Annotated in this window: 25 protein-coding genes; 3 read left to right on the forward strand and 22 right to left on the reverse strand. The window is 71.0% G+C overall.

Annotated elements, in window-relative coordinates; genetic code table 11:
• The first annotated feature begins 57 nt into the window (after nucleotides 1-57).
• Nucleotides 58-525, forward strand: coding sequence for a nucleoside deaminase (locus tag ACYU7L_RS00760; RefSeq protein ID WP_460793248.1), 468 nt, complete (start codon nucleotides 58-60; stop codon nucleotides 523-525).
• On the forward strand, nucleotides 522-1,808 hold the full coding sequence (gene codB, locus ACYU7L_RS00765; protein WP_460793249.1) for a cytosine permease: 1,287 nt from the start codon (nucleotides 522-524) through the stop codon (nucleotides 1,806-1,808). The genes ACYU7L_RS00760 and codB overlap by 4 nt, the downstream gene beginning before the upstream one ends.
• A gap of 144 nt (nucleotides 1,809-1,952) precedes the next feature.
• On the opposite strand, the gene ACYU7L_RS00770 is transcribed toward codB, so the two are convergent.
• The 4 genes from ACYU7L_RS00770 to efp form a co-directional block, all read right to left on the reverse strand.
• Complete coding sequence (locus ACYU7L_RS00770) at nucleotides 1,953-3,320, reverse strand: dihydrolipoyl dehydrogenase family protein (RefSeq protein ID WP_460793250.1); 1,368 nt, start codon at nucleotides 3,318-3,320, stop codon at nucleotides 1,953-1,955.
• Nucleotides 3,321-3,383: 63 nt separating this feature from the next.
• Nucleotides 3,384-4,250 carry a DUF1206 domain-containing protein gene (locus tag ACYU7L_RS00775; protein ID WP_460793251.1) on the reverse strand — a complete coding sequence of 289 codons (867 nt, stop codon included), beginning with the start codon at nucleotides 4,248-4,250 and terminating at the stop codon, nucleotides 3,384-3,386.
• A gap of 67 nt (nucleotides 4,251-4,317) precedes the next feature.
• On the reverse strand, nucleotides 4,318-4,722 hold the full coding sequence (gene nusB, locus ACYU7L_RS00780; protein WP_460793252.1) for a transcription antitermination factor NusB: 405 nt from the start codon (nucleotides 4,720-4,722) through the stop codon (nucleotides 4,318-4,320).
• Entirely contained in the window at nucleotides 4,722-5,285 is a 564-nt protein-coding gene (gene efp, locus ACYU7L_RS00785; protein WP_460793253.1) for an elongation factor P, read from the reverse strand. The genes nusB and efp overlap by 1 nt, the downstream gene beginning before the upstream one ends.
• 201 nt (nucleotides 5,286-5,486) lie before the next feature.
• Between efp and ACYU7L_RS00790 the strand changes: the two genes are divergently transcribed.
• Entirely contained in the window at nucleotides 5,487-5,756 is a 270-nt protein-coding gene (locus tag ACYU7L_RS00790; RefSeq protein WP_460793254.1) for an excalibur calcium-binding domain-containing protein, read from the forward strand.
• A 96-nt stretch (nucleotides 5,757-5,852) separates the two neighbouring features.
• Here ACYU7L_RS00790 and ACYU7L_RS00795 read toward each other — a convergent pair whose 3' ends face one another.
• The 18 genes from ACYU7L_RS00795 to ACYU7L_RS00880 all read right to left on the reverse strand — a co-directional run bounded on the left by ACYU7L_RS00795 (nucleotide 5,853) and on the right by ACYU7L_RS00880 (nucleotide 22,703).
• Nucleotides 5,853-6,020 carry a CsbD family protein gene (locus tag ACYU7L_RS00795; RefSeq protein ID WP_460793256.1) on the reverse strand — a complete coding sequence of 56 codons (168 nt, stop codon included), beginning with the start codon at nucleotides 6,018-6,020 and terminating at the stop codon, nucleotides 5,853-5,855.
• Nucleotides 6,021-6,167: 147 nt separating this feature from the next.
• A complete protein-coding gene (locus ACYU7L_RS00800) occupies nucleotides 6,168-7,133 on the reverse strand; it encodes a type IV toxin-antitoxin system AbiEi family antitoxin (RefSeq protein WP_460793257.1) in 966 nt (321 codons plus the stop codon).
• A gap of 124 nt (nucleotides 7,134-7,257) precedes the next feature.
• Entirely contained in the window at nucleotides 7,258-7,686 is a 429-nt protein-coding gene (locus ACYU7L_RS00805; RefSeq protein ID WP_460793258.1) for a type II 3-dehydroquinate dehydratase, read from the reverse strand.
• The gene (gene aroB, locus ACYU7L_RS00810) at nucleotides 7,683-8,792 is read right to left on the reverse strand and encodes a 3-dehydroquinate synthase (RefSeq protein ID WP_460793259.1); all 1,110 of its coding nucleotides are present in this window, start codon (nucleotides 8,790-8,792) and stop codon (nucleotides 7,683-7,685) included. Before aroB ends, ACYU7L_RS00805 begins: the two co-directional genes overlap by 4 nt.
• Nucleotides 8,789-9,343 carry a shikimate kinase gene (locus ACYU7L_RS00815; protein WP_460793260.1) on the reverse strand — a complete coding sequence of 185 codons (555 nt, stop codon included), beginning with the start codon at nucleotides 9,341-9,343 and terminating at the stop codon, nucleotides 8,789-8,791. Before ACYU7L_RS00815 ends, aroB begins: the two co-directional genes overlap by 4 nt.
• Complete coding sequence (gene aroC, locus ACYU7L_RS00820) at nucleotides 9,340-10,518, reverse strand: chorismate synthase (RefSeq protein ID WP_460793261.1); 1,179 nt, start codon at nucleotides 10,516-10,518, stop codon at nucleotides 9,340-9,342. The genes ACYU7L_RS00815 and aroC overlap by 4 nt, the downstream gene beginning before the upstream one ends.
• A gap of 34 nt (nucleotides 10,519-10,552) precedes the next feature.
• A complete protein-coding gene (locus ACYU7L_RS00825; RefSeq protein ID WP_460793263.1) occupies nucleotides 10,553-11,320 on the reverse strand; it encodes a prepilin peptidase in 768 nt (255 codons plus the stop codon).
• Nucleotides 11,320-12,123: a shikimate dehydrogenase gene (locus ACYU7L_RS00830; RefSeq protein ID WP_460793264.1), complete on the reverse strand. Its 804-nt coding sequence runs from the start codon at nucleotides 12,121-12,123 to the stop codon at nucleotides 11,320-11,322. The genes ACYU7L_RS00825 and ACYU7L_RS00830 overlap by 1 nt, the downstream gene beginning before the upstream one ends.
• Nucleotides 12,123-13,352, reverse strand: coding sequence for an endolytic transglycosylase MltG (mltG, locus tag ACYU7L_RS00835; RefSeq protein WP_460793265.1), 1,230 nt, complete (start codon nucleotides 13,350-13,352; stop codon nucleotides 12,123-12,125). Before mltG ends, ACYU7L_RS00830 begins: the two co-directional genes overlap by 1 nt.
• Nucleotides 13,345-13,806 (reverse strand): Holliday junction resolvase RuvX, encoded by a 462-nt coding sequence (gene ruvX / locus ACYU7L_RS00840; RefSeq protein ID WP_460793266.1) that lies wholly within the window; start codon nucleotides 13,804-13,806, stop codon nucleotides 13,345-13,347. Before ruvX ends, mltG begins: the two co-directional genes overlap by 8 nt.
• Before the next feature lie 2 nt (nucleotides 13,807-13,808).
• Nucleotides 13,809-16,517 (reverse strand): alanine--tRNA ligase, encoded by a 2,709-nt coding sequence (gene alaS / locus ACYU7L_RS00845; RefSeq protein WP_460793267.1) that lies wholly within the window; start codon nucleotides 16,515-16,517, stop codon nucleotides 13,809-13,811.
• Entirely contained in the window at nucleotides 16,517-16,840 is a 324-nt protein-coding gene (locus ACYU7L_RS00850) for a DUF6167 family protein (protein WP_460793268.1), read from the reverse strand. Before ACYU7L_RS00850 ends, alaS begins: the two co-directional genes overlap by 1 nt.
• Entirely contained in the window at nucleotides 16,837-17,325 is a 489-nt protein-coding gene (locus ACYU7L_RS00855) for a hypothetical protein (RefSeq protein ID WP_460793269.1), read from the reverse strand. Before ACYU7L_RS00855 ends, ACYU7L_RS00850 begins: the two co-directional genes overlap by 4 nt.
• 28 nt (nucleotides 17,326-17,353) lie before the next feature.
• The gene (locus ACYU7L_RS00860) at nucleotides 17,354-18,727 is read right to left on the reverse strand and encodes a replication-associated recombination protein A (protein ID WP_460793272.1); all 1,374 of its coding nucleotides are present in this window, start codon (nucleotides 18,725-18,727) and stop codon (nucleotides 17,354-17,356) included.
• A gap of 43 nt (nucleotides 18,728-18,770) precedes the next feature.
• Complete coding sequence (locus ACYU7L_RS00865) at nucleotides 18,771-19,787, reverse strand: ABC transporter ATP-binding protein (RefSeq protein ID WP_460793273.1); 1,017 nt, start codon at nucleotides 19,785-19,787, stop codon at nucleotides 18,771-18,773.
• Entirely contained in the window at nucleotides 19,780-20,808 is a 1,029-nt protein-coding gene (locus ACYU7L_RS00870) for an ABC transporter ATP-binding protein (RefSeq protein WP_460793274.1), read from the reverse strand. The genes ACYU7L_RS00865 and ACYU7L_RS00870 overlap by 8 nt, the downstream gene beginning before the upstream one ends.
• 16 nt (nucleotides 20,809-20,824) lie before the next feature.
• Complete coding sequence (locus ACYU7L_RS00875) at nucleotides 20,825-21,784, reverse strand: ABC transporter permease (protein WP_460793276.1); 960 nt, start codon at nucleotides 21,782-21,784, stop codon at nucleotides 20,825-20,827.
• The gene (locus tag ACYU7L_RS00880) at nucleotides 21,777-22,703 is read right to left on the reverse strand and encodes an ABC transporter permease (RefSeq protein ID WP_460793278.1); all 927 of its coding nucleotides are present in this window, start codon (nucleotides 22,701-22,703) and stop codon (nucleotides 21,777-21,779) included. Before ACYU7L_RS00880 ends, ACYU7L_RS00875 begins: the two co-directional genes overlap by 8 nt.
• Nucleotides 22,704-22,830: the final 127 nt, after the last annotated feature.

Here is a 22,830-nt window from a genome sequence, read left to right on the forward strand (position 1 = left end):
CACCCCGGCCTCTGGTGTCGTGGTCCGCATCACACCTCGACGCATCCGGAGGCTCACATGACCACCCCCATCCGCCACGACGACCTCCACTTCCTCCAGCTCGCCATCGAGCAGGCACGCACCGGCTGGGACGAGGGCGGCGTGCCGATCGGCGCCGCGCTCGTCCACGACGGCGAGGTCCTCGCCGTCGGACGCAACCGCCGCGTGCAGCTGGACAGCGCGATCCGGCACGGCGAGACCGACTGCATCGAGAACGCCGGTCGCCAGCCTGCGAAGGTCTATCGCAACAGCGTGCTCTACACGACCCTCTCGCCGTGCTTCATGTGTGCCGGGACGGCGGTGCTCTACGACATCCCGCGCATCGTGGTCGGCGAGAACCGGACCTTCCAGGCCTCCGAGGACTGGCTGCGCTCACGCGGCGTGCAGGTCGACGTCGTGGACGACGAGGAGTGCTACGCACTCATGCAGAGGATGCTGACCGAGCGCCCGGAGATCTGGGCCGAGGACATCGGGGAGGAGGCATGAGCGCCGACCTGCGGCCCGCCGAGGCGGAGGTCGTCGACAAGGACTTCCCGGTCACCCCGGTGCCGGCGTACGCACGGAAGTCGTTCTTCTCCCTCGCGATCGTCCTGCTCGGCTTCACGATCTTCACCCCCACGATGCTCGCCGGGGCCGCGCTCGGCACGGCGTTCACCTTCGGCGACCTGCTGCTGGTGATCCTGGCCGGCTCCGCGATCCTCGGTGCCTACGTCGCCGTGCTCGGCTGGATCGGCGCCCGGACCGGCCTGACGACGGTGGTGATGGCGCGCTACTCGCTCGGCACGAGCGGCTCCAAGCTCGCCTCGGTGCTGCTCGGCGGCACCCAGATCGGGTGGTACGGCGTCATCATCGGCACCATCGGCGAGCTGACCGCCCAGGCGTTCGAGTGGGACTCCTACGGCGCCAAGGCAGCCGTCATGATCGCCGCCAGCGTGCTGATGTGCGCGACCGCCTGCTACGGCTACGCCGGGATGTACTGGGTCTCGGCCGTCTCAACCCCCCTCATCCTGGTCCTCGCGGTGTGGGTCGTCGCCCGTTCGCTGGACGAGGTCGGCGGGTGGGGCGGGCTCCTCGACGCCCAGCCCTCGACCTCGATGACCCTCGCGGTGGCGATCACGACGGTCGTCGGCACCTTCGTCTCCGCCGGCACCCAGGCGCCCAACTGGACCCGCTTCGGACGCAGCGGCCGCGATGCCGTCCTCGCCAGCCTGATCGGCTTCCTCATCGGCAACGGTCTGATGATCTTCTTCGGCGCGATCGGCGCGATCACCTTCGGCGAGGGCGACTTCGTGCTCGTGCTCTACCAGCTCAACCTCGTCGGCTGGGGGGTCGCGCTGCTCTTCGGCAACCTGTGGAAGAGCAACGCCGACACCGCCTACGCGTTCGGCGTCGCCGGCGCCGAGCTCTTCCGCAAGCCCAGCAAGACCCCCTTCGTGATCGCAGGCTCGATCATCGGCACCGTGCTGGCGCTCGTCGGGGTGCACAACCACCTCGTCGACTACCTGGTGCTGCTGGGCATCTTCATCCCGCCGCTGGGCGGCGTGATCATCGGCGACTATCTCGCCCGCTGGCGCGCGGGCATGCCCGAGGGCCATTCCCTGCCGGCCGTCGACGGCCGCAATCTCGCGGCGTACGCCGTGGCGAGCCTGCTGGCCTGGCTCTCGGACCACTACGCGGTCGGCATCCCGCCGCTCATCGGCATCGTGGTCGCAGTCGCGCTGGCGCTGGCGATCGGACGGATGCGCACCCGGACCGCGATGACCGCCTGAGGCCCTTGCGCTCGTGCGGGGCGCCCGACCGGCGATCACCCACCGACGACCCGGACGCGACCTCCGTCGCGTCCGGGTCCGTCGTGCCAGTCGGGTGCTCGTCGATGAGCCCAGGACAGGTCGACGGCGCCGTCTCGACCGCCCTCAGTCGCGGCCCAGGTCGCCCAGCGCCGCCTCCACCGCCCGGTGGAAGGTCGGATAGGCGAAGTGCATCGTGCGCAGGGTGTCCAGGGGGATCTCGGCGTGCACGGCGGCGGCGAGCATGCCCAGCACCTCTCCCCCGGCCGGCCCCATCGCCGTACCGCCCACGAGGACCTGTCGGTCGGCGTCGGCGACGAGCTTGATCAGGCCCTCGTTGCCGGCCTGGTGGATCCAGCCGCGGCTGGACCTCGGCATGTCGGCCGACCCGGTGATCACCCGGATCCCGGCCTCGCGGGCCAGCTCCTCGGTGAGCCCGAGCGAGCCGATCTCGGGGTCGGTGAAGGTCACCCGCCCGACGGAGCGGTAGTCGGCCCAGGGGCCACCCTCGCCCAGCACGTCGCGCACGACGACGTCGCCCTGGTAGAGGGAGACGTGGGTGTAGTCGCCCTTGCCGGTCACGTCGCCGACCGCCCACAGCCCCTCGCCGGCGCGCATCCGCTCGTCGGTCTCGACCACGTCCGCGTCCGGGTCGAGGCCCACGGTCTCCAGACCCATCCCGGTCAGGTTCGCCCGCCGTCCCCAGGAGAGCAGCAGCTGGTCGGCCTCCACGACCCGGTCGTCGACGCAGATCCGGAACCGTCCGTCGTCGCGCGACACCGACGAGACCTCCGCCTCGGTGACGATCTCGACGCCCTCGCCGCTGAGGACGCCGGCCAGCAGCTCGCAGACCTCCGGCTCCTCGCTCGGCACCAGGCGCGGTCCGGTCTCCAGCAGCGTGATCTTCACCCCGAAGCGGGCGAAGGCCTGGGCGAACTCACAGCCCATCGCCCCGGCGCCCAGGATCACCATCGACTCCGGGAGGTCCTGGGTCTGCGCGACGTCGCGGTTGGTCCAGTACGGCGTGTCCGCGAGGCCGGCGATGTCGGGCACCCCGGGGTCGCGGCCGGGGTTGATCACGACGCCGCGCGCCGCGACGTACTCGCGGGGGCCGTCCTCGGTCTCGACCACGACCCGCCCGGGACCGTCGAGACGACCCTGGCCGCGCACGATCGTGACGCCGGCCTCCTCCAGCCGCTGCACGTGGCTGTCGTCGGTCCAGCCGGCGGTGGCCTGCTTGTCGATCCGCGCGGCGACCTGGTCCCAGTCGGGGGTGATCTCGACGTCGCCGCCCAGGCCGTCGGCACGGCGGGCCTCGGCCAGCGAGTCGGCCGCGCGGATGATCATCTCCGAGGGGATGCAGCCGAAGTAGGGGCACTCACCGCCGACCAGACGCCGCTCGACGCCCACCACCGAGAGCCCTGCGCGGGCCAGCTTGTTGGCGGCCAGCTCACCCCCGGGGCCAAGCCCGATCACCACCACGTCGACGTCCATGCGGCCCAAGTGCCCAGCCCCGGCCATCTGACACTCCCCCGGGCCGCACTGCCGCGTCACGTGTCAGCGCGACAGGTGGCGGGCCCGCGCGAAGCAGAACAGGCCGTAGCAGCCGATGCCCAGGGCGATCGCGCCCAGCAGGAAGGGGCCGAACGGCTGCTGCAGCACCTTGTGCAGCGCCTCGTCGAGGCCGCCGGACTTCTTCGGGTCGTGCGTGGCCGCCGCATAGACGAACAGCGCGCCGATGACGCCGACGGCGACACCCTTCGCGACGTACCCGATCTTGCCGAGCAGGATGTAGGCGCGGCCGGCATCGCCGGTCTTGCCCTCGCTGGCGAGGTCCTTGGTGTGCTTCTCGCTGAGGCCCTTCCAGATCTGGACGGCGCCGTAGCCGATGACCGCGAGCCCCGCGGCACCGACCAGGAACTGGCCGCCGGGCCAGTTCATGACCTGGGCGGTGTAGCCGTCGGAGCTGCTGCCGCCCCCGCCGCCCTTCTTGCCTCCGGAGCCGCCCGACGACCCGCCGCTCGAGCCGGCACCTTGGGCGACCTGGAACGCCGTGAAGGCGAGCGCGCCGTAGACGATCGCCTTGAACGCGTCGCCCGCGCGGTGCTTCCACAGGTCGGCGCCGTCGTCCTCACGGTGGCCGACGGCCATCTCGAGCAGCCGCCAGAGCACGAGCAGCGCCATCCCGAAGGCGACCAGCCAGATCAGCACCCGCCCGAAGCTCTGCTGGGCCAGCTCGTGCAGAGCACCGGTGCTGCTGGCCGAGCCCTCCTGGTCGCCGAGGGCGAGCTGGAGCGCCAGCCAGGCGATCACCAGGTGCACCACGCCATAGACCACCAGCCCGAAGCGTACGGCTCGATCGATCCAGTCACTGTCCTCCGCACGACGCCCGAGATCGTCGGCGTGCGTCTTCATCTGAGCCATGGACATGACTGTGCCCCCGGGGGCATCGCCACAAACGACGTGGCGGCTCCCGGGGGCACAGTGTGGATCAGAGCGTCGACTTGTCCCGCATGATGTTGCCGAGCACGCCGTTGACGAAGGAGGGCGACTCGTCGGTCGACAGGTCGCGGACCAGGGTCATCGCCTCGGAGACCGCCACCGCGTCCGGCACGTCCTCGACGTATAGCACCTCGAAGACGCCCAGGCGCAGCACGTTGCGGTCGACCGCGGGCATCCGCTCGAGCGTCCAGCCGTGCGCATAGGAGCTGAGCAGCTCGTCGATGCGGACCTGGTGCTCCACCACCCCGCGCACGAGGGTGGCGGTGTAGTCGTTGGTCGGGCCCTCGCCGTCGGCGATCGCCTGGTCCAGCGCCGCGACGGCGCTCTCCCCGCGCATGTCCGAGGCGTAGAGGACGTCGAGCGCTCGCTTGCGTGACTTGGAACGTGCACCCATCAGGAGGAGACGCGACCCAGGTAGGAGGAGTCGCGCGTGTCGACCTTGATCTTCTCGCCGGTGGTGATGAACAGCGGGACCTGGATGTTGTGACCGGTCTCGAGCTCGGCGGGCTTGGTGCCGCCCGAGGAGCGGTCGCCCTGCAGGCCGGGCTCGGTGTACTTCACGATGAGCTCGACCGAGGCCGGGAGCTCGATGTAGAGGACGCGGCCCTCGTTGGTGGCCACGATCGCCTCCTGGTTCTCCAGGAGGAAGTGCGTGGCGTCGCCGACGGTCTCCGGCGGGACCTCGAGCTGCTCGTAGGAGCTGGTGTCCATGAAGACGTAGGACGTGCCGTCGTTGTAGAGGTACTGCATCGTGCGCTTGTCCACCGTGGCGGTGTCGACCTTGGTGCCGGCGTTGAACGTCTTGTCGACGGTCTTGTTGGTCAGCACGTTCTTCAGCTTGGTCCGCACGAAGGCGGGGCCCTTGCCGGGCTTGACGTGCTGGAACTCGATGACCGTCCAGAGCTGGCCGTCGATGTTGAGAACCATGCCGTTCTTCAGGTCGTTGGTCGATGCCATGCGCCAGGAACCTTGCCTTCGTCGAAGAGTGGGGGACGTCGCCGGTGACCGCACGAGACGGGTCGCTGGCAACAGCCGGTCATTCTAGCGGCGCCGGGGCGACAGCGACGAACCAGTGGCCCGGCCGGGCGATCCTGGCAATATCCGGCGCCGCGGCGCCGGACGGCGCAGAGTGGACCCACCGTCTTCCTGGGAGGGAACATGCACAAGCTCGCCACCACCACCGTCCTCGTGCTCATCGCAGCGCTGGGGACGATCGGCACCGGCAGTACGGCGACCGCCGCCTCGGCGCCTACGTTCGCCAACTGTGACGCCTTGCACCGCGTCTACCCGCACGGTGTGGGCCTGCCCGGCGCTCGGGACCGCACGTCAGGCACCCCGGTGACGTCGTTCAAGCGCAGCCGGGCGCTCTACCGGGCGAACAAGAAGAGCGACCGCGACAAGGACGGCGTCGCCTGCGAGCAGCGCTGACCCTGAACCGGAGGGCCCAGACGCCCTTAAGCACCGACGCACGAGGAGCACCGACCCGATGGGTCGGTGCTCCTTCGGCATCCTGCGAGGCGGTGGTCAGCCCTTGAAGGCGTCCTTCACCTTGTCGCCGGCCTGCTTGAGGTTGGCCTTCGACTGGTCGGCCTTGCCCTCGGTCTTCATCTCGTCGTCGCCCGTGGCGCCGCCGAACTTCTCCTTGGCCTTGCCGGCGACCTCGTCGATCTTGTGCTTGGCGTCGTCGCTCATCGTTCCTCCTCGGGGTCGGTGCGAACGTTGGGACCAGACGTCCCACCTCAGTCAGTACCCACCAGACCCCGCACCAGTCCCCACCAGCCGAGTCGGCGCAATTTCACAGCCGAGTCGGCGCATCTTCACAGCCGAGTCGGCGCAGTTTCACCTCAGCAGCACGGGGCTGCCATGACGGGCGCAGACATCGCGGTACGCCGCGGCGAGCCGCGCGAAGGCGTCCTGGGACTGCCCGAACACGTGCGCCCTGCCGAACACCTCGATGCGCCACCCGGCCTCCGCCGCCAGCCAGGCGCGCCGTTGCGCGTCGTACTCCATATCCGCGGGGTCGCTGTGCCAACGCTCCCCGTCGTACTCCGCCGCGAACAGCAGCTCCTCCAACCCCATGTCGAGGAAGAAGACGCCCCCGTCCGCGCGCTGGACGCAGATCTGCAGCTCCGGGCGAGGCAGCCCCGCGTCGTACCAGTGTCCACGCAGGCCGGACTCGCCCCACGAGGCCGCACGGCCGTCCGCACGCGGTGCGAGGATGCGTAGTTGCACCACGCCGCGCTGGCGGGCGAATCGGCTCAGGGCGTCCATCAGCTCGCCATGGGTGAAGTCGCCCAGCGACAGCATCGCGTCCATCCCCGCCAGCGCGGCGACCCGCGATTGGAGTCGCCCCAGGTCGAGGGCGGTGCGAAGTGGGGTCGTCACCCGCAGTCCATGCACCTCCCGGAGATCCTGGGGTGCAAGCGTGCGCTCGCCACTGGCCGCGAGCTTGTTGCGCAGCCGACCGGCATCGGCCGGGCGGAACATGGACACGGGTGGCACGACGCGGTGGCTGTTGGGCGCCAGGGCTCGCTCTCCTGCCCACAGCCAGGCCGCGGTGTGGTCGGTGATGAACGCATCGGCCGGTACGACGAGGCGCAGCGCCGCGACCCGGAGATGGAGGGTGTCGCCGGCCTGGGTGGGCAGGTAGACGCCGTGGATCGGCCGCCACAGCAGCCGCGCGTCGCACAGCGCTGACAGGGACCGATCCGTGACACCGGCCTGCCGCGCCTGCGCGCGGGTGAATGGCGCCGTGGCCGGCAGGGGGAAGTCGTCCGGCAGCCGGAGCCCGAAGCGTTCGTCCATGCCGCCGGTCTGCCCCGGCGGCCACTGCTCAATCCGGCGGGTCTCCTGGCTGTGGATAACCCGGAGATATGCGCCGACTGGGCTGTGAAGATGCGCCGACTGGGCTGTGGGGGTGGGGCTTGGGCTACTGGGCCAGGAGGTGGAGGGCCTGGTGGTAGCCCTCGATGCCCTGGCCGGCGATCACGGCGACCGCGTGCGGGGTGACCACCGAGTGGTGGCGGAACTCCTCGGGGCGCTGGGCGGGGTCGGAGATGTGGACCTCGACGAGTGGGGCCTCGAGCTGAGCGCAGGCGTCGAAGACGGCGTAGGAGTAGTGGGTCCAGGCTGCGGCGTTGAGCACGACCGGGGTGGCGTCGTCGGCGGCCTCGTTGAGCCAGTCGACCATCACGCCTTCATGGTTGGTCTGGCGCACCTCGACGTCCAGGCCGAGGTCGCGGCCCCAGCCGACGCACAGGTCGACGAGCTCGGCGTAGGTCGTGGTGCCGTAGACCTCGGGCTGGCGGCGGCCGAGGCGACCCAGGTTGGGGCCGTTGAGGACCAGCACCCGTGTCATGCCGCGCCTGCGATGCTGACGAACGCCTCCCGCAGCCAGGCCTCGTCGGGACCGGCCAGCACCGTGGGCTGGGCCAGTCCGTCGAGGACCACGAACCGCAGCTGGGAGCCGCGCGACTTCTTGTCGACCTTCATCGTGGCCAGCAGGTCGTCGAAGCCGGCGCCCGCATAGGTCGTGGGCAGCCCGACGCGGGCGAACGCGGTCCGGTGCCGCTCCGCGAGCTCGGGGGTGATCCGGCCCGCCAGCCGCGCCAGCTCCGCGACGTACACGCATCCGATGGCGACGGCCTCGCCGTGGCGGATGCCGTAGTCCTCGGCGCGCTCGATCGCGTGCGCCAGCGTGTGGCCGTAGTTGAGCGCCTCACGCCCCGGGTGCCCGCCCGTGCCGCCGGTCTCCTTGAGGTCGGCGACGACCACCTCGATCTTCACCGCGATCGCCCGCTCGACGAGCTCACGCAGGACCGCGGAGTCGGCGGTGAGCAAGTGCGGGTCGGTCGCCTCGACCAGCTCGAGGATCGTCGGGTCCGCGATGAAGCCGCACTTGATGACCTCCCCCAGGCCGGCGACGAGCTCGTCGCGCGGCAGCGTGGCCAAGGTGGAGAGGTCGCACAGCACGCCGGCGGGCTCGTGGAAGGCGCCGACGAGGTTCTTGCCGGCACCGGTGTTGATGCCGGTCTTGCCCCCGACGGCGGCGTCGACCATCGCGAGCAGCGTGGTCGGCACGTGCACGACCCGGACGCCGCGCAGCCAGCTCGCGGCGACGAAGCCACCCAGGTCGGTGGTGGCCCCGCCCCCGAAGGTGACGACGGCGTCGGAGCGGGTGAAGCCCCTCTCCCCCAGCGCCTCCCAGCAGTCGTTGGCGACCTCTGCGGTCTTGGCCTGCTCCCCGTCCGGGAGTCCGAGCGCCAGCACGTCGTACTTCTCGACGAGCCGCTCGACGACCGGCTGTGCGATCTCGCCGAGCTCGGCGGCATAGAGGAACGCCACGCGCTGCACCGAGTCGCCCAGCATCGCCGGCAGGCGGTCGGCGATGTCGTGCCCGACCACCACGTCGTACGGCGAGGCGCCGCCGACGTGGAGGACGCTTGCATCGGAGTCGGTGCTCATCGCGGACCCTCCTGGGCCTGACCGGCCCCCACCAGCGCGGCGACGTCGGCGGCCACCTCGTCGGGGGTGCGGTCGTCGGTGTCGACGATGTGGGTCGCGACGGCCTCGTAGATCGGGGTGCGCTCGTCGAGCAGCGCCTTCACCCGGGCCCGCACGTTGCCCATCAGCATCGGACGGGCGACTCCGAGTCCGACCCGCTTGACCGCGTCGCCGAGGCCCACGCGCAGGAAGACGACGGTGTGTCCGGCTAGCAGGGCCCGGGTGCCCTCGTCGAGCACCGCTCCCCCGCCCAGCGCCAGCACACCGGTGTGCTCCTCGAGCGCCCGCGCGACCGCGGCGCGCTCGACGGCGCGGAAGTAGTCCTCGCCCTCGTCGACGAAGATGTCGGAGATGCTGCGCTGCTCGACGTTCTCGACGTCGTGGTCGGTGTCGCGGACGGGAACGTCCCACAGGCGGGCGAGGAGGTCGGCGACGGTGGTCTTGCCGGCCCCCATCGGACCGACGAGCACGACGCGCGGGCCGGGATGGGGCCCGGGGTGGGGGCTGCTCACTTGAACCTCAGCGTGTCCAGGTAGCTCTCGGCGTTGCGGCGGGTCTCGGCCACCGAGTCGCCGCCGAACTTCTCCACGACGGCCTCGGCGAGCACGAGGGCGACCATCGCCTCGGCGACGATCCCCGCCGCCGGGACGGCGCAGACGTCCGAGCGCTGGTGATGGGCGACGGCCTCCTCGCCGGTCGTGACGTCGATCGTGCGCAGGGCACGCGGGACCGTGGCGATCGGCTTCATCGCCGCGCGCACCCGGAGCACCTCGCCGGTGGACATGCCGCCCTCGGTGCCGCCCGAGCGTCCCGTCGTACGACGGATCCCGTCGGCGGTGTTGACGATCTCGTCGTGGGCCAGCGACCCGGGGGTGGCGGCGAGGTCGAAGCCGTCGCCGACCTCGACTCCCTTGATCGCCTGGATCCCCATCAGGGCGCCGGCGAGCCGTGCGTCGAGGCGCCGGTCCCAGTGCACGTGGGAGCCGAGGCCCGGCGGGAGGCCGTGGACGACGACCTCGACGACGCCGCCGAGGGTGTCGCCGTCCTTGTGGGCCTGGTCGATGCGCGCGACCATCGCCGCGCTGGCCTCGGGGTCGAGGCAGCGCACGGCGTCCTCGTCGAGGCGGGCCACGTCGTCGGGCTCCGGCACCAGGCCGGCGGGGGCGGGGACGCCGCCGAGCTCCACGACGTGGGAGACGATCCGGGCGCCGACGCTCTGCTCGAGGAAGTTGCTCGCGACCCGGCCCAGGGCGACCCGGGCGGCGGTCTCACGGGCGGAGGCGCGCTCGAGGATCGGGCGGGCCTCGTCGAAGTCGTACTTCTGCATGCCCACCAGGTCGGCGTGGCCGGGGCGCGGCCGCGTGAGCGGAGCGTTGCGCGCCAGCGCCTCCAGCTCGACGGGGTCGACCGGGTCGGCCGACATCACCTTCTCCCACTTGGGCCACTCGGTGTTGCCCACGATGATGGCCACCGGGCCGCCCTGGGTCTCGCCGTGCCGGACGCCGCCGCTGAAGGTGACCTCGTCCTGCTCGAACTTCATCCGAGCGCCGCGGCCGTAGCCGAGGCGGCGCCGCGCCAGCGAGTCGCCGATGTCGTCCGAGGTGACTCGGACATGGGCCGGCAGACCCTCGAGGATTGCGACCAGGGAGGGGCCGTGGGACTCGCCCGCAGTGAGCCATCGAAGCATAGGCGCAGTCTTTCACGCCCACCCCGACCCGGCCTCAGCCAACCCCTGACGCGAGACCGTCCCAGAGGGGCTCGCCCACCAGCACGCCCAGCAGGGCGCCGATGAGCATGAACGGCCCGAACGGCAGCGCGCGGCGCTCGATGATCCGCAGCATCGCCAGCACCAGGCCGCCGACGCCGCCCAGCAGGAAGCCCGCATAGGTGCCGACCACCAGCGGCCCCCACCCCAGCTGGCCCAGCGCGATCCCGAGCACGCCGGCCAGCCGGACGTCGCCGTACCCCATCCCGCGCGGGTGGATCAGCCACAGCAGGAGGAAGAGGCCGCCTGCCCCGAGCCAGCCCCACGCGGCCCGCACGACGTCGTCGTGGTCGCCGCTCACGGCCCAGCCGAGCAGCACCAGCCCGGCCACCACGGCGTACGACGGCGCGATCACCCGGGTGGGCAGCAACCGGGTCCGCCAGTCGATGAGCGCCAGCGCCACCCCGACCGGCACCAGGAACACCAGGGGGACGGCGGCCCACGACCACCCGACCACGCCTCCGACGAGCGCCCCCACCACAGCGGCCACCACCGCCGCCCGCCACCACAGCCCCGGCAGCGCGGCGATGTCCCGATACAGCTCCTTGCGACCCGTCACTCCCTCGACCACTTCGTCGGCGTGTCGCGGCGCCAGTGACGGGTCGACGGCCGAATCGAGCTCGGCCGCGGGCTCCGGGATCCGAGCGATCAGCCGAGGGACCAGCAGCCCCCCGGCCCCTGCGACGCCCCCCGCGGCGAGCGCGGCCAGGACCGCAGAGTCCATCAGCGTGCCGCCAGCGCGGCGGCGCCCGCCGCACGCATCGCGTCAAGCGGCGCCGCCTGCCCGGTGAAGAGCTCGAACTGCACCACCGCCTGGTGCACGAGCAGGTCCAGCCCGCCCACGAGCGTGCGGTCCGCGGCCGAGGCGGCGAGCGGCGTCGGCCACGGGTCGTAGATGACCTCGAACACGACCGGCACGTCCGCGCAGCGCGCCACCAGCTCGGGCGTCTGCGCCGACGCAGGGATCGTCGAGACCACGACCTCGCCGAGGACGGAGGCGGCCGCGAGGTCGCCGACCTCCACCCGCGGCGCCGACGGATGGGCCGACACGGCCGCCACGGTCTCGGCGGCGCGCTCGGGAGAGCGCACGAGCAGCCGGATGGCCCGCGCTCCGAGGTCGCACATCGCCAGCGCCGTCGACGTGGCGGTCGCGCCACCTCCCAGCACCGTGACCGTGGAGACGTCACCGTCCCACCGCTCGCGTACGGCGGCCGCGGCCCCCGGGATGTCGGTGTTGTCCCCGAACACCCGCTCCCCGAGCACCAGCGTGTTGACCGCCCCCGCGAGGCGCCCCCGCGCGCTCACCTCGTCCGCGAGGGCGATCGCCGTCCGCTTGAGCGGCATCGTCAGCGACAGTCCGCGCCACGTCGGGTCGAGCCCGCCGAGGAACGCCACCAGCCCGTCCTCGGCGACCCGGCAGGCGTCGTACTCCCAGTCGAGCCCGAGTACGGCGTAGCCGGCGCGATGCAGCACGGGTGAGAGGGAGTGGGCGATCGGGTCGCCCAGGACGGCGCAGCGGGTGGTCATCAGCAGGCGTCGGAGGTCTCGCAGTACTCCTTGTACTCCGCCTTGTAGGTCAGGAACTCGTCGTAGTCCTCGGCAAACTTGGTCTCCCCGGTCTTCAGGTTGACCGTCACGTAGTAGAACCAACCGCCCTCGACGGGGTTCGCGGCGGCGTCTATCGCCGCGTCGCCGGGGGCCTCGATCGGGGTGGGGGGCAGTCCCTGGTTCTGGTAGGTGTTGTAGGGCGTAGGCGTCTCGAGGTCGTCGGTGGTGAGGTTGACGCCGAGGTCGCGCTGGAGCCCGTAGTTGACCGACGCGTCGATCTGCAGCAGGCCGTTGGTCTCGTCGCCCTCGAGGCGGTTGTAGATCACGCGCGAGATCTTGGGCATGTCGTCGCCGCGCCCCTCGGCCTCGACCAGGCTGGCGACGATCATCAGCTCGGCCGGTGTGTAGCCGAGCCGGGTCGCGGCCTCCTCGAGCCCGGCCTCGTCGGCGGCCTGGCGCCAGCGGTCGACCATCGTGGTCAGGATCGAGCGCGGCGTCGCCTTCGGCCCCAGGTCGTACGTCGCGGGGAACAGGTAGCCCTCGGCGTTCCCCTCGGCGTAGTCCGGCAGACCGATCGAGCCGGGCTTGTCGAGGACCTTCTCGTAGGCCTTGCGCTTGAACTCGGTCTTGTCGGCGAGCAGGTCGAGGATGTCGTCGAGGCGCAGTCCTTCGGGCACGGTGAGGAAGTTGCGCACCATGTTCTTGGGGTCGATGAGGACGGCCAGCGCATCGCGGGCAGGCATCTCCTCCTGGACCTCGTAGTAGCCGACCTGGATGCTGCTGCACAGCGGCTCGGCGGAGCAGGCACTGGTGAAGGCCTCGACCGAGGCGACCACACCGGCCTCCTTGAGGCTGCGACCGATGTCGCCGCCGGTGTCGCCCTCCTGGACCTCGACCATGACCGCGCCCTGGCCGGGGCCTGCGAAGTCGTCGGGGTCGCCGAACCGGTCGTTGAGCGCGTCGATGCCCTTGCTGACACCGAAGTAGAGCCCGCCCACCACCAGCGCCAGCACGACCAGCACCACGGCACAGCCGATGCCGCCGCGCCGCTTCGCCTTTTGGCGACGGTGACCGCCCCGGTGGTGGGGGTCCGGCTCGCTCAGCGGCAGCACGCTGATCGCAGACTCATGGTGGTCGTGGTCGTGCTCGAACTCGTCGTAGAACTCTCCCTCGCCGTGCTCGTCTCGCGCGGGTTCGGTGTCAGTCATGGGTCTCCTCGACGATCTCGCCCGGCGCGACCCCCGTAGCGCGCTCCGTGTCCAACGCGTGCTGAAGGATCAGCACGGCTGCTGCCTGGTCGACCACCGCCCGGCGCTTGGCGCCCTTGCGACCCTGGCCGCGGAGCATGGACTCCGCGGAGACGGTGGTCAAGCGTTCATCACACAGCCTCACGGGCACGGGGGCAACCCGCCGCGCCAGTCGGCGCGCGAACTCCCGCACCTTCGCCGCGGACGGCCCCTCGCCGCCGGAGAGCGAGCGGGGCAGCCCCATCACGATCTCGACGGCCTCCTCCTCGGTGAGGATGGCGAGGATCCGCTGCAGGTCTCCGCGTCCTCGACGGACCGTCTCCACCGGGGTCGCGAGGAAGCCGGAGGGGTCGCTGCGCGCCACACCGATCCGGGCGTCACCGGGATCGATGCCGAGACGCACGCCGTGCCGCACGCCTAGGCCTGCCCAGGGCGGGGGGCGGCCCCGAGAGCGCGGGCGACCTCGGCGTTGACGGCGGCGAGCGCCTGGTCCAGCTGGGTGGTGTCGGTGCCGCCGCCCTGGGCCACGTCGTCCTTGCCGCCGCCCTTGCCGCCGACGAACGGTCCGACCGCCCGGACCAGCGCGTTGGCGCTCAGCCCGGCCTTGCGGCCCTCCTCGTTGACCGCGGCGACGACGGCGACCTTGCCGTCGCTGACCCCGAGCACCACGACGACGCCGGGACGCGCGGCGGAGAGCCGGCCGCGGATGTCGAGGGCGAGCGTGCGCGCGTCCCCGCCGGCGGCACCGTCGACCCGGTGGGCGACCACGGCCGCTCCTCCGATGTCGCTGGCTCCCTCCGCGAGGGATCCGGCGCCGGCGAGGACCTGCCCGAGGCGGGCCTTCTCCAGCTCCTTCTCCGCGGCGCGGAGCCGCTCGACCATGTCGGAGACTCGCGCAACGAGGTCGTCGGGCTGGGCCTTGAGCATGCCGGTGAGCTGGCCGACGACGTCGCGCTCCCTGGCGAGGTAGGCGAAGCCCTCCAGGCCGGTGAGCGCCTCGACCCGGCGGTTGCCGGAGCCGACCGACGACTCCGAGGTGACCACGATCGTGCCGACCTGCGAGGAGTGCTCGACGTGGGTGCCGCCGCAGAGCTCACGCGACCAGGGGCCGCCGATCTCCACCACGCGCACCTTCTGGTCGTCATAGGTCTCCCCGAAGAGCGCGAGCGCCCCCCAGTCCCGCGCCTCGGACAGCGTCATGAACTGCGCCGCGACGGGCAGGTCCGAGCGAAGCGCGGCGTTGGCGACCTGCTCGACGTCGGCGACCTGCTGCGGGCTGAGCCCCGAGGTCCAGCCGAAGTCGAGACGCAGGTAGCCGGGCCTGTTGTAGGAGCCGGACTGCAGCGCCGTAGGCCCGAGCACCTCGCGCAGCGCCGCGTGGACGACGTGGGTCCCGGAGTGCGCCTGTCGGGCACCGGTGCGCCAGTCGTGGTCGACCTGCGCGTGGACCTGGCCCGCGGAGGCGGAGCCGAGCGCCAGCTCGCCGTCGATGACGCGGACCTGGTGCACGACCAGGCCGCGGACGGGACGCTGGACGTCGAGCACCTCGAGCCGGCCACCGTCGAACTCGATGATGCCCGCGTCGGCCGCCTGACCACCCGACTCGGCGTAGAAGGGCGTGCGGTCGAGCACGAGCTCCCCCACCTCGCCGTTCGCGAGGCTGTCCACCGAGCGGCCGGCGCTGAGCAGCGCGAGCGGGCGGGACTCGGTCTCGAGCGTCTCGTAGGCCAGCCAGTCCGTCGGCCCGTTGGCGTCGAGGATCCCGCGGTAGACCGAGGTGTCGGCGTGCTGACCCTTCTTGGCCTTCGCGTCCGCCTTGGCCCGGTCGCGCTGCTCGGCCATCAGGCTGCGGAAGCCTGCCTCGTCGACGCTGAGCCCGGCTTCGGAGGCCATCTCCAGCGTGAGGTCGATCGGGAAGCCGTAGGTGTCGTGCAGCGCGAACGCCTTCGCACCCGAGAGGCTGGTGCCGCCGCCCTGCTTCACCTCGCCGGCCGCCTGGTCGAAGATCTGGGTGCCGGCGAGCAGCGTCTTGCGGAACGCGTCCTCCTCGGCGTAGGCGACCTGCGCGATGCGGTCCCAGCCGGCCTCGAGCTCCGGGTAGCCGAGCTTCATCTTGTCCATGCTCACCGGCATCAGCTCCGGCAGCGCGCGACCGTCGTACCCCAGCAGGCGCATGGAGCGTACGGCGCGCCGCAGCAGCCGCCGCAGCACGTAGCCGCGGGCCTCGTTGCCGGGGGTCACGCCGTCGCCGATCAGCATCATCGCGGAGCGGACGTGGTCGGCGACGACCCGGAAGCGCACGTCGTCGGCCGGGTCGGCGCCGTAGCGGCGACCGCACAGCTCGGCGGCCTTCTCGATGACCGGGAACATCTCATCGATCTCGTACATGTTGTCCTTGCCCTGCAGCAGGTAGGCGACCCGCTCCAGGCCGAGGCCCGTGTCGATGTTCTTCGCCGGGAGCGGACCCTCGACGTCGAAGTCGTCCTTGGCGCGCACCGTCGCCAGGGACTCCTGCATGAACACGAGGTTCCAGATCTCGAGGTAGCGGTCCTCGTCGACGATCGGCCCGCCCTCGGCGCCGTGCTCGGGACCGCGGTCGTAGTAGATCTCGCTGCAGGGCCCACCCGGCCCGGGGACGCCCATGTTCCAGTAGTTGTCGAGCAGCCCGCGGCGCTGGATGCGCTCGGTGGGCAGACCCGCGACGTTGCGCCAGATCTCGATGCTCTCGTCGTCGTCGCCGAGCACCGTGACCCAGATCCGCTCGGGGTCGAAGCCGTAGCCGCCGTCGTCCACCGAGCCGGTGATCAGGGACCAGGCCAGCTCGATGGCGCCCTGCTTGAAGTAGTCGCCGAACGAGAAGTTGCCGCACATCTGGAAGAACGTGCCGTGCCGGGTGGTCTTGCCGACCTCCTCGATGTCGAGGGTCCGCACACACTTCTGCACGCTCACCGCGCGGTCGTACGGCGCGGTCTCCTGGCCGAGGAAGTAGGGCTTGAACGGCACCATCCCCGCGTTGACGAACAGGAGCGTGGGGTCGTCGAGCAACAGGGATGCCGACGGCACCACCTGGTGTCCGTTGCGCTCGAAGTGGGCAACGAACCGTCGGCGGATCTCCGCGGTGTCCATCAGTGGGTGTCCTTCTCGGGGCCGGGGATAGTCGTGGGGGTGGGAGTGGTGATCGGGGTGGGCAGCGGTCGGGCCGCGGGGGGCGTCGAGGAGCTCAGCTGGGGTGGGCCGCCGGTGACGAGGCCGAACCGCTCACGCAGCTCGTCCTCCTTCTCCACCTGGCCGGCATGGATCTCCTCGCGGAACATCCTCGCGCCGACGGCCATCGCACCGAGGCGGTCGCGCAGGCCGTCGGCGGTCAGCGCCTCGGCGGCCCGGCGGGCCCGGGTGAGGGCATAGGCCCCGGCCCCAGCGCCGGCGGCGAACCAGAGCGCCCGGCTCATGCGATCCTCCGCTGCTGGGCGTGCAGGTCGCGACGGGCCTGCTTGATCTCGGCGCGGCGCTGACGCCGTGCCCGCTTGACCTCGCGTCCCATCTCGAAGCGGATCCGGTTGCGGGTCTCCGGGGCCAGCGCGCGGCGCAGCCCGTGCACGAGACCGGCGGCCTTCACCGCCGACTCCCGCGCCACGAGGTCGGCGAAGAGCCGACCGTCGATCCGCTCGCCCGTGGTGACGCCGGCCGGCAGCGCGTCATCGGACTGGTCGCCCAGTCGGGTGATGACGTACTCACGCTCGTCGTGCGCCACCGGTGCGGGGGCCTCGGCGAGGCGGCGTTCGATCTGCGCCAGGCTGTCGCGCAGCTCGGCGGTCTCCGCGCGGGCCGCCGCGAGGTCACGCTCGGTGCGCGCACGCAGGCGCAGCAAAGCCCATGCCAGCACCAGCGCGATCACCGCCGGGACAGACACCGCCAGAACAGGCCAGAGCTCCATCACAGTGCCAGACCCTATCGCCCGGTCTCTAGCGTGTGCCCTTCACGCCCCGGACCAGCCGCCGGACCCGTTCCCAGCGCTCCTTGATCCCGGCCTCGGCCCCCAGCGACGTGGGCTGGTAGTAGCGAGCGTCGAGCACCACGTCCGGGGCGTACTGCTGCTCCGCGATGCCGAAGGGCTCGTCGTGGCTGTAGAGATAGGTGGAGCCGTGCCCCAGCTTCTTGGCCCCGGCATAGTGGGCGTCGCGCAGGTGGCTCGGCACCGGCCCGATCTTGCCCGCGCGTACGTCGGCGCTCGCGGCGCTGATCGCTGTCGTGACCGCGTTGGACTTCGGGGCCACGGCCAGGGCGATCGTCGCCTGGGCGAGCGTGAGGCGGCCCTCGGGCATGCCGATCAGCTGCACCGCCTGGGCGGCCGCGACGGCGGTCGTGAGCGCGGTCGGATCGGCGAGGCCGATGTCCTCGCTCGCCAGGATGATCAGCCGGCGCGCGATGAAGCGCGGGTCCTCACCCGCCTCCATCATCCGGGCCAGGTAGTGGAGCGCGGCATCCGCGTCGGAGCCCCGGACCGACTTGATGAAGGCGCTGGTCACGTCGTAGTGCTGGTCCCCCTGCCGGTCGTAGCGCACGGCCGCCTGGTCGACGGCCGTCTCCGCGGTCGCGAGGTCGACGACGGCCGCGCCCTTGGAACGGGCTGCACCGGCGGCCGCCTCGAGATAGGTGAGTGAGCGACGCGCATCACCGCCCGCCAGCCGCACGAGGTGCTCGAGTGCGTCCTCCTCGAGCTCGAACTCGCCGGCCAGGCCGCGCTCGTCGACGAGGGACTGCGCCATCACGGCCCGGATGTCGTCGTCGGTCAGCGACTCCAGACGCAGCAGCAGGCTGCGCGAGAGCAGCGGTGAGATCACCGAGAAGAACGGGTTCTCGGTCGTCGCCGCCACCAGCGTCACCCAGCGGTTCTCGACACCGGGGAGCAGGGCGTCCTGCTGGGCCTTGCTGAAGCGGTGCACCTCGTCGACGAAGAGCACGGTCTCGCGACCGGTGCGGACCAGCTCCGAGCGCGCCGCGTCGATGGCCGCGCGGACCTCCTTGACCCCCGCGGACACCGCGGAGACCTCGACGAAGCGCCGGTCCGTCTGCTGGCTCACGATCGAGGCGATGGTGGTCTTCCCCGTGCCGGGAGGACCCCACAGGAGCAGCGACATCGACTGGTCGCCCTCGATCAGGCGGCGCAGCGGCGACCCGTCGGCCCGCAGCTGCGACTGGCCGACGAGCTCGTCGAGGGTGCGAGGGCGCATCCGGACGGCCAGCGGGGCGGAGGAGTGGGTGTTGCCGGACAACGCCCCACCGCCCCCTGCGGGGGTGCGTGGGCCGTCCTGCGACACCTCGAACAGTCCCTCCACCCCGTCAGCCTAGGCGACCGTGGGGCGTCGTACGGCGACGGCCTCAGCCGCGCGAGGACGCCGCGACCGTGGCCTCCTCGGCGAAGTGGCACGCCGAGGGGTGCGACCCACCCAGGTCCGGGCGGGCGATGAGCTGCGGTTCCTCGACGGCGCAGATCTCCTTGGCCATCCAGCAGCGGGTGTGGAACCGGCAGCCCGAGGGCGGGTTGGCGGGTGAGGGCACGTCGCCGGTGAGCCGGATCTGCTTGCGCAGGCCGCGCAGGGACGGGTCCGGCACCGGCACGGCCGACAGCAGCGCCTGCGTGTAGGGGTGCGTGGGCCGCTCGTAGATCTCGTCCTCGGTGCCGAGCTCGGCGATCTTGCCGAGGTACATCACCGCCACCCGGTCGGAGATGTGGCGCACCACCGACAGGTCGTGGGCGATGAAGACGTAGGCCAGCCCGAGCTCGCGCTTGAGGTCCTCCATCACGTTGATGACCTGGGCCTGCACCGACACGTCGAGCGCGGAGACCGGCTCGTCGCAGATCAGCACCTTGGGGTTGAGCGCGATGCCGCGCGCGATCCCGATCCGCTGGCGCTGCCCACCGGAGAACTGGTGCGGGTAGCGGGTGATGTGCTCGGGGCTGAGCCCGACCATCTCCATCAGCTCCTGCACGCGCGCCTTGCGGCCGGCCCTCGGCGTGACGTCCGGGTGGATGTCCAGCGGCTCACCGATGATGTCGCCGACCGTCATCCGCGGGTTCAGCGACGTGTAGGGGTCCTGGAAGACGATCTGGATGTCGCGACGGATCTTGCGCATCTGTCGCTTGTTCTGGGCATACATGTCGACGCCGTCGAACTCCAGCGTCCCCTCGGTGGGCTCCTCGAGCCGCATCAGCAGACGGCCGAGCGTGGACTTGCCACAGCCCGACTCCCCCACCACGCCCAGCGTCTCGCCGGCGCGCAGCTCGAAGTCGACGCCGTCGACGGCCTTGACGTGCCCGACGGTCCGGCGCAGCACGCCTTCCTTGAGCGGGTAGTGCTTCTTGAGCCCGACGGCCCTGAGGATGACCTCAGACATCGAGCACCTCCTCGGCGAAGTGGCAGCGGCTGAACCGGCCCGGCACGACCTCGCGCAGGTCGGGGTGGTCGACCCGGCAGACGTCCTGGGCCCGGTTGCAGCGGGGGTGGAACGGACACCCGTCCGGCATCGCCAGCAGGTTGGGCGGCAGGCCCTTGATCGCGAAGAGCTCCTTGCCCTTCTGGTCCATCCGCGGGATGGAGGCGAGCAGGCCTTCGGTGTAAGGGTGACCGGGGTTCGCGTAGAGCGGTCCGACGTCGGCGCGCTCCACGATCTGCCCTGCGTACATCACAGAGATCCGGTCAGCCACGTCGGCGACGACGCCTAGGTCGTGGGTGATCAGCATCAGCCCCATCTTGCGCTCCTCGCGGAGCTCCTGGAGCAGGGCCATGATCTGCGCCTGGACGGTGACGTCGAGCGCCGTGGTCGGCTCGTCGGCGATCAGCACCGCCGGGTCGAGCGCGATGGCCATCGCGATCATGATCCGCTGGCGCATGCCGCCGGAGAACTGGTGGGGATAGGCACGGACCCGCTCCTTGGCGGCCGGGATCTGCACCCGCTCCATCAGCCGGACCGCCTGGTCGAGCGCGTCGCGCTTGTTGGTGCCGCGGTGCACGCGGAACATCTCCGCGATCTGCCAGCCGACCGGGAAGACCGGGTTCAGCGAGGAGAGCGCGTCCTGGAAGATCATCGAGATCTCCGGTCCGCGCACCCGACGTCGGTCCTTCTCGGCCATCTGGAGCAGGTCCTGACCGCGGTAGCGGATCTTGCCGCGCGGGATGTGCGCGGGCGGCATATCAAGGATGCCCATGATGGCCTGGGCCGTCACGGACTTTCCCGAGCCGGACTCGCCCAGGATGGCGAGGGTCTCCCCCTCCTCGAGGTGGAGGTCGACGCCGTTGATCGCGCGGGCCACACCGTCGCGGGTGTGGAACTCCACGTAGAGGTCCTCGACCTCCAGGAGCGAGCCTTCGTAGGGCCCATCGCTCTTGGACGGGCGGCCCATGGTTTCGGCTGTCATCGAATCACTTTCCGGTTCACCGCGACTTGGGGTCGAACGCGTCTCGCACCGCGTCACCGAGCATGATGAACCCGAGGACCGCGAGGCTGAGGAACATGGCGGGGAACAGCAAGATGTGGGGGGCGGAGCGCATGGCGCGCGTGGCGTCGGAGATCATCAGGCCCCACGAGACGGTCGGCGCCTGCAGGCCGATACCGAGGTAGGACAGCGACGCCTCGGCCGCGATGAACACGCCCAGGTTGATCGTCGAGACCACGATCACGGGCCCGAGCGCGTTCGGCAGGATGTGGGAGCTGATGATCCGCAGCGGGGAGGCCCCGAGCGCGCGGGCCGCCTGCACGTAGTCGTTCGGCTTCACCTGGAGCACCGACGAGCGCATCAGCCGGAAGATGCTGGGCCAGCCCAGCACCACCAGCACGAGCACGACCTGGCCGATGATGGCCAGGTAGCTCGAGGTGTCGCTGCGCAGCGTGGCGAGCAGGATGATCGCGCCGAGCAGCAGCGGGATCGCGAAGAAGATCTCGGCGAAGCGGCTGATGAGTGCGTCCAGCCAGCCCCCGTTGTAGCCCCCGACGAGCCCGAAGAAGGCGCCGAGCAACGCTGTGCCGAGCGTGGCGAAGAGGCCGACCAGGATCGAGGCACGCGCGCCGTGGATGCACCGGGCGTAGATGTCGTAGCCCTGGATGTCACGGCCGAACCAGTTGTCGCCGTTGGGCGTAGCGCGGGCGTCGGAGAGCAGCGCCAGGGAGGGGTCGGTGTCGGTGAAGAGCGTCGGCCACACCGCCATCAGGACGAAGATCGAGATGATGAAGGAGGAGATCCAGAACAACGGCTTGCGCCGCAGCTCGCCCCAGGCCTGTCCCCGCAGCGACTGCCCCGTCACGCGGGCCGATGGTTTCTCGTCGGGGCCCCCGACGGGGAGCCCGGCGCCGTGCGCACCGCCCGCCAGTGATGCCGATTCAGTGGTGTCAGTCATGGCTGATCCTCGGGTCGAGTACGCCGTACAGAAGGTCCACGATGAGGTTGGCGAGCAGGTAGACCAGCACCAGCGCGGTGACCGCGCCTACGACGGCCATCCCGTCACGGTCGTGGATGCCCTTGAAGATGTAGTTGCCGATCCCCGGGACGTTGAAGATGCCCTCGGTGATGATCGCGCCGCCGAGGAGCGCCCCGAAGTCGTAGCCTAGGAAGGTCACCACGGGGATCATCGAGTTGCGCAGGGCGTGCACCCCGACGACCCGGCCGCGGCCGAGGCCCTTGGAGGTCGCGGTGCGGATGTAGTCGGACTTCATGTTCTCGGCGATGTTGCTGCGCATCAGCCGAGCCAGGTAGGCCAGCGACGTGGAGCCCAGCACGAACGCGGGCAGCAGCAGGTCGTAGAAGGTGGCGTCCATCGACACGGTCACCGGGAACCAGTTCAGCCGCACGCCCAGATAGAGCTGCGCCACACTGGCTGTGACGAACACCGGGATCGAGATCACGAACAAGGTGCTGACCAGCACCAGGGCGTCGATGAACCCGCCCTTCCTCAAGCCGGCGAGGACGCCGGCCAGGATCCCGATGGTGGCTTCGAACAGGAGAGCCATCCCGGCGAGCTTGGCGGTGATGCCGTAGCGCTCGCGGAGCTCCTCGCTGACGGGGCGGCCGTACTGGTTCTCACCCAGGTCGCCCTGGACGACGTTGCCGAGGTACTTGCCGTACTGGATCAGCAGGGGGTCATCGAGGTTGTACTTCTCACGGAACTGAGCGACGTAGGCGTCGGAACAGGGCCGCTCGCCGCACTTGCCGGCCGTGGGGTCGCCCGGCATGGCGAACACCATCGCGTAGATGAGGAACGTCGCACCGAGAACGACCGGAATCATCTGCAAGAGCCGGCGGGCGATGTAGGTGCCCATCTTGCCTCCGTCATATCGATCTCGAACAGAGCACACGGGGTTGCCGCGTGCCGGGAAATTGTTGCACCTGCGGAATATCTCCCCGCAGACGGGGGTGTGCCGACCGGTCTGTCACCGGTCGGCACAC

This window comes from Nocardioides pacificus (assembly GCF_054775955.1).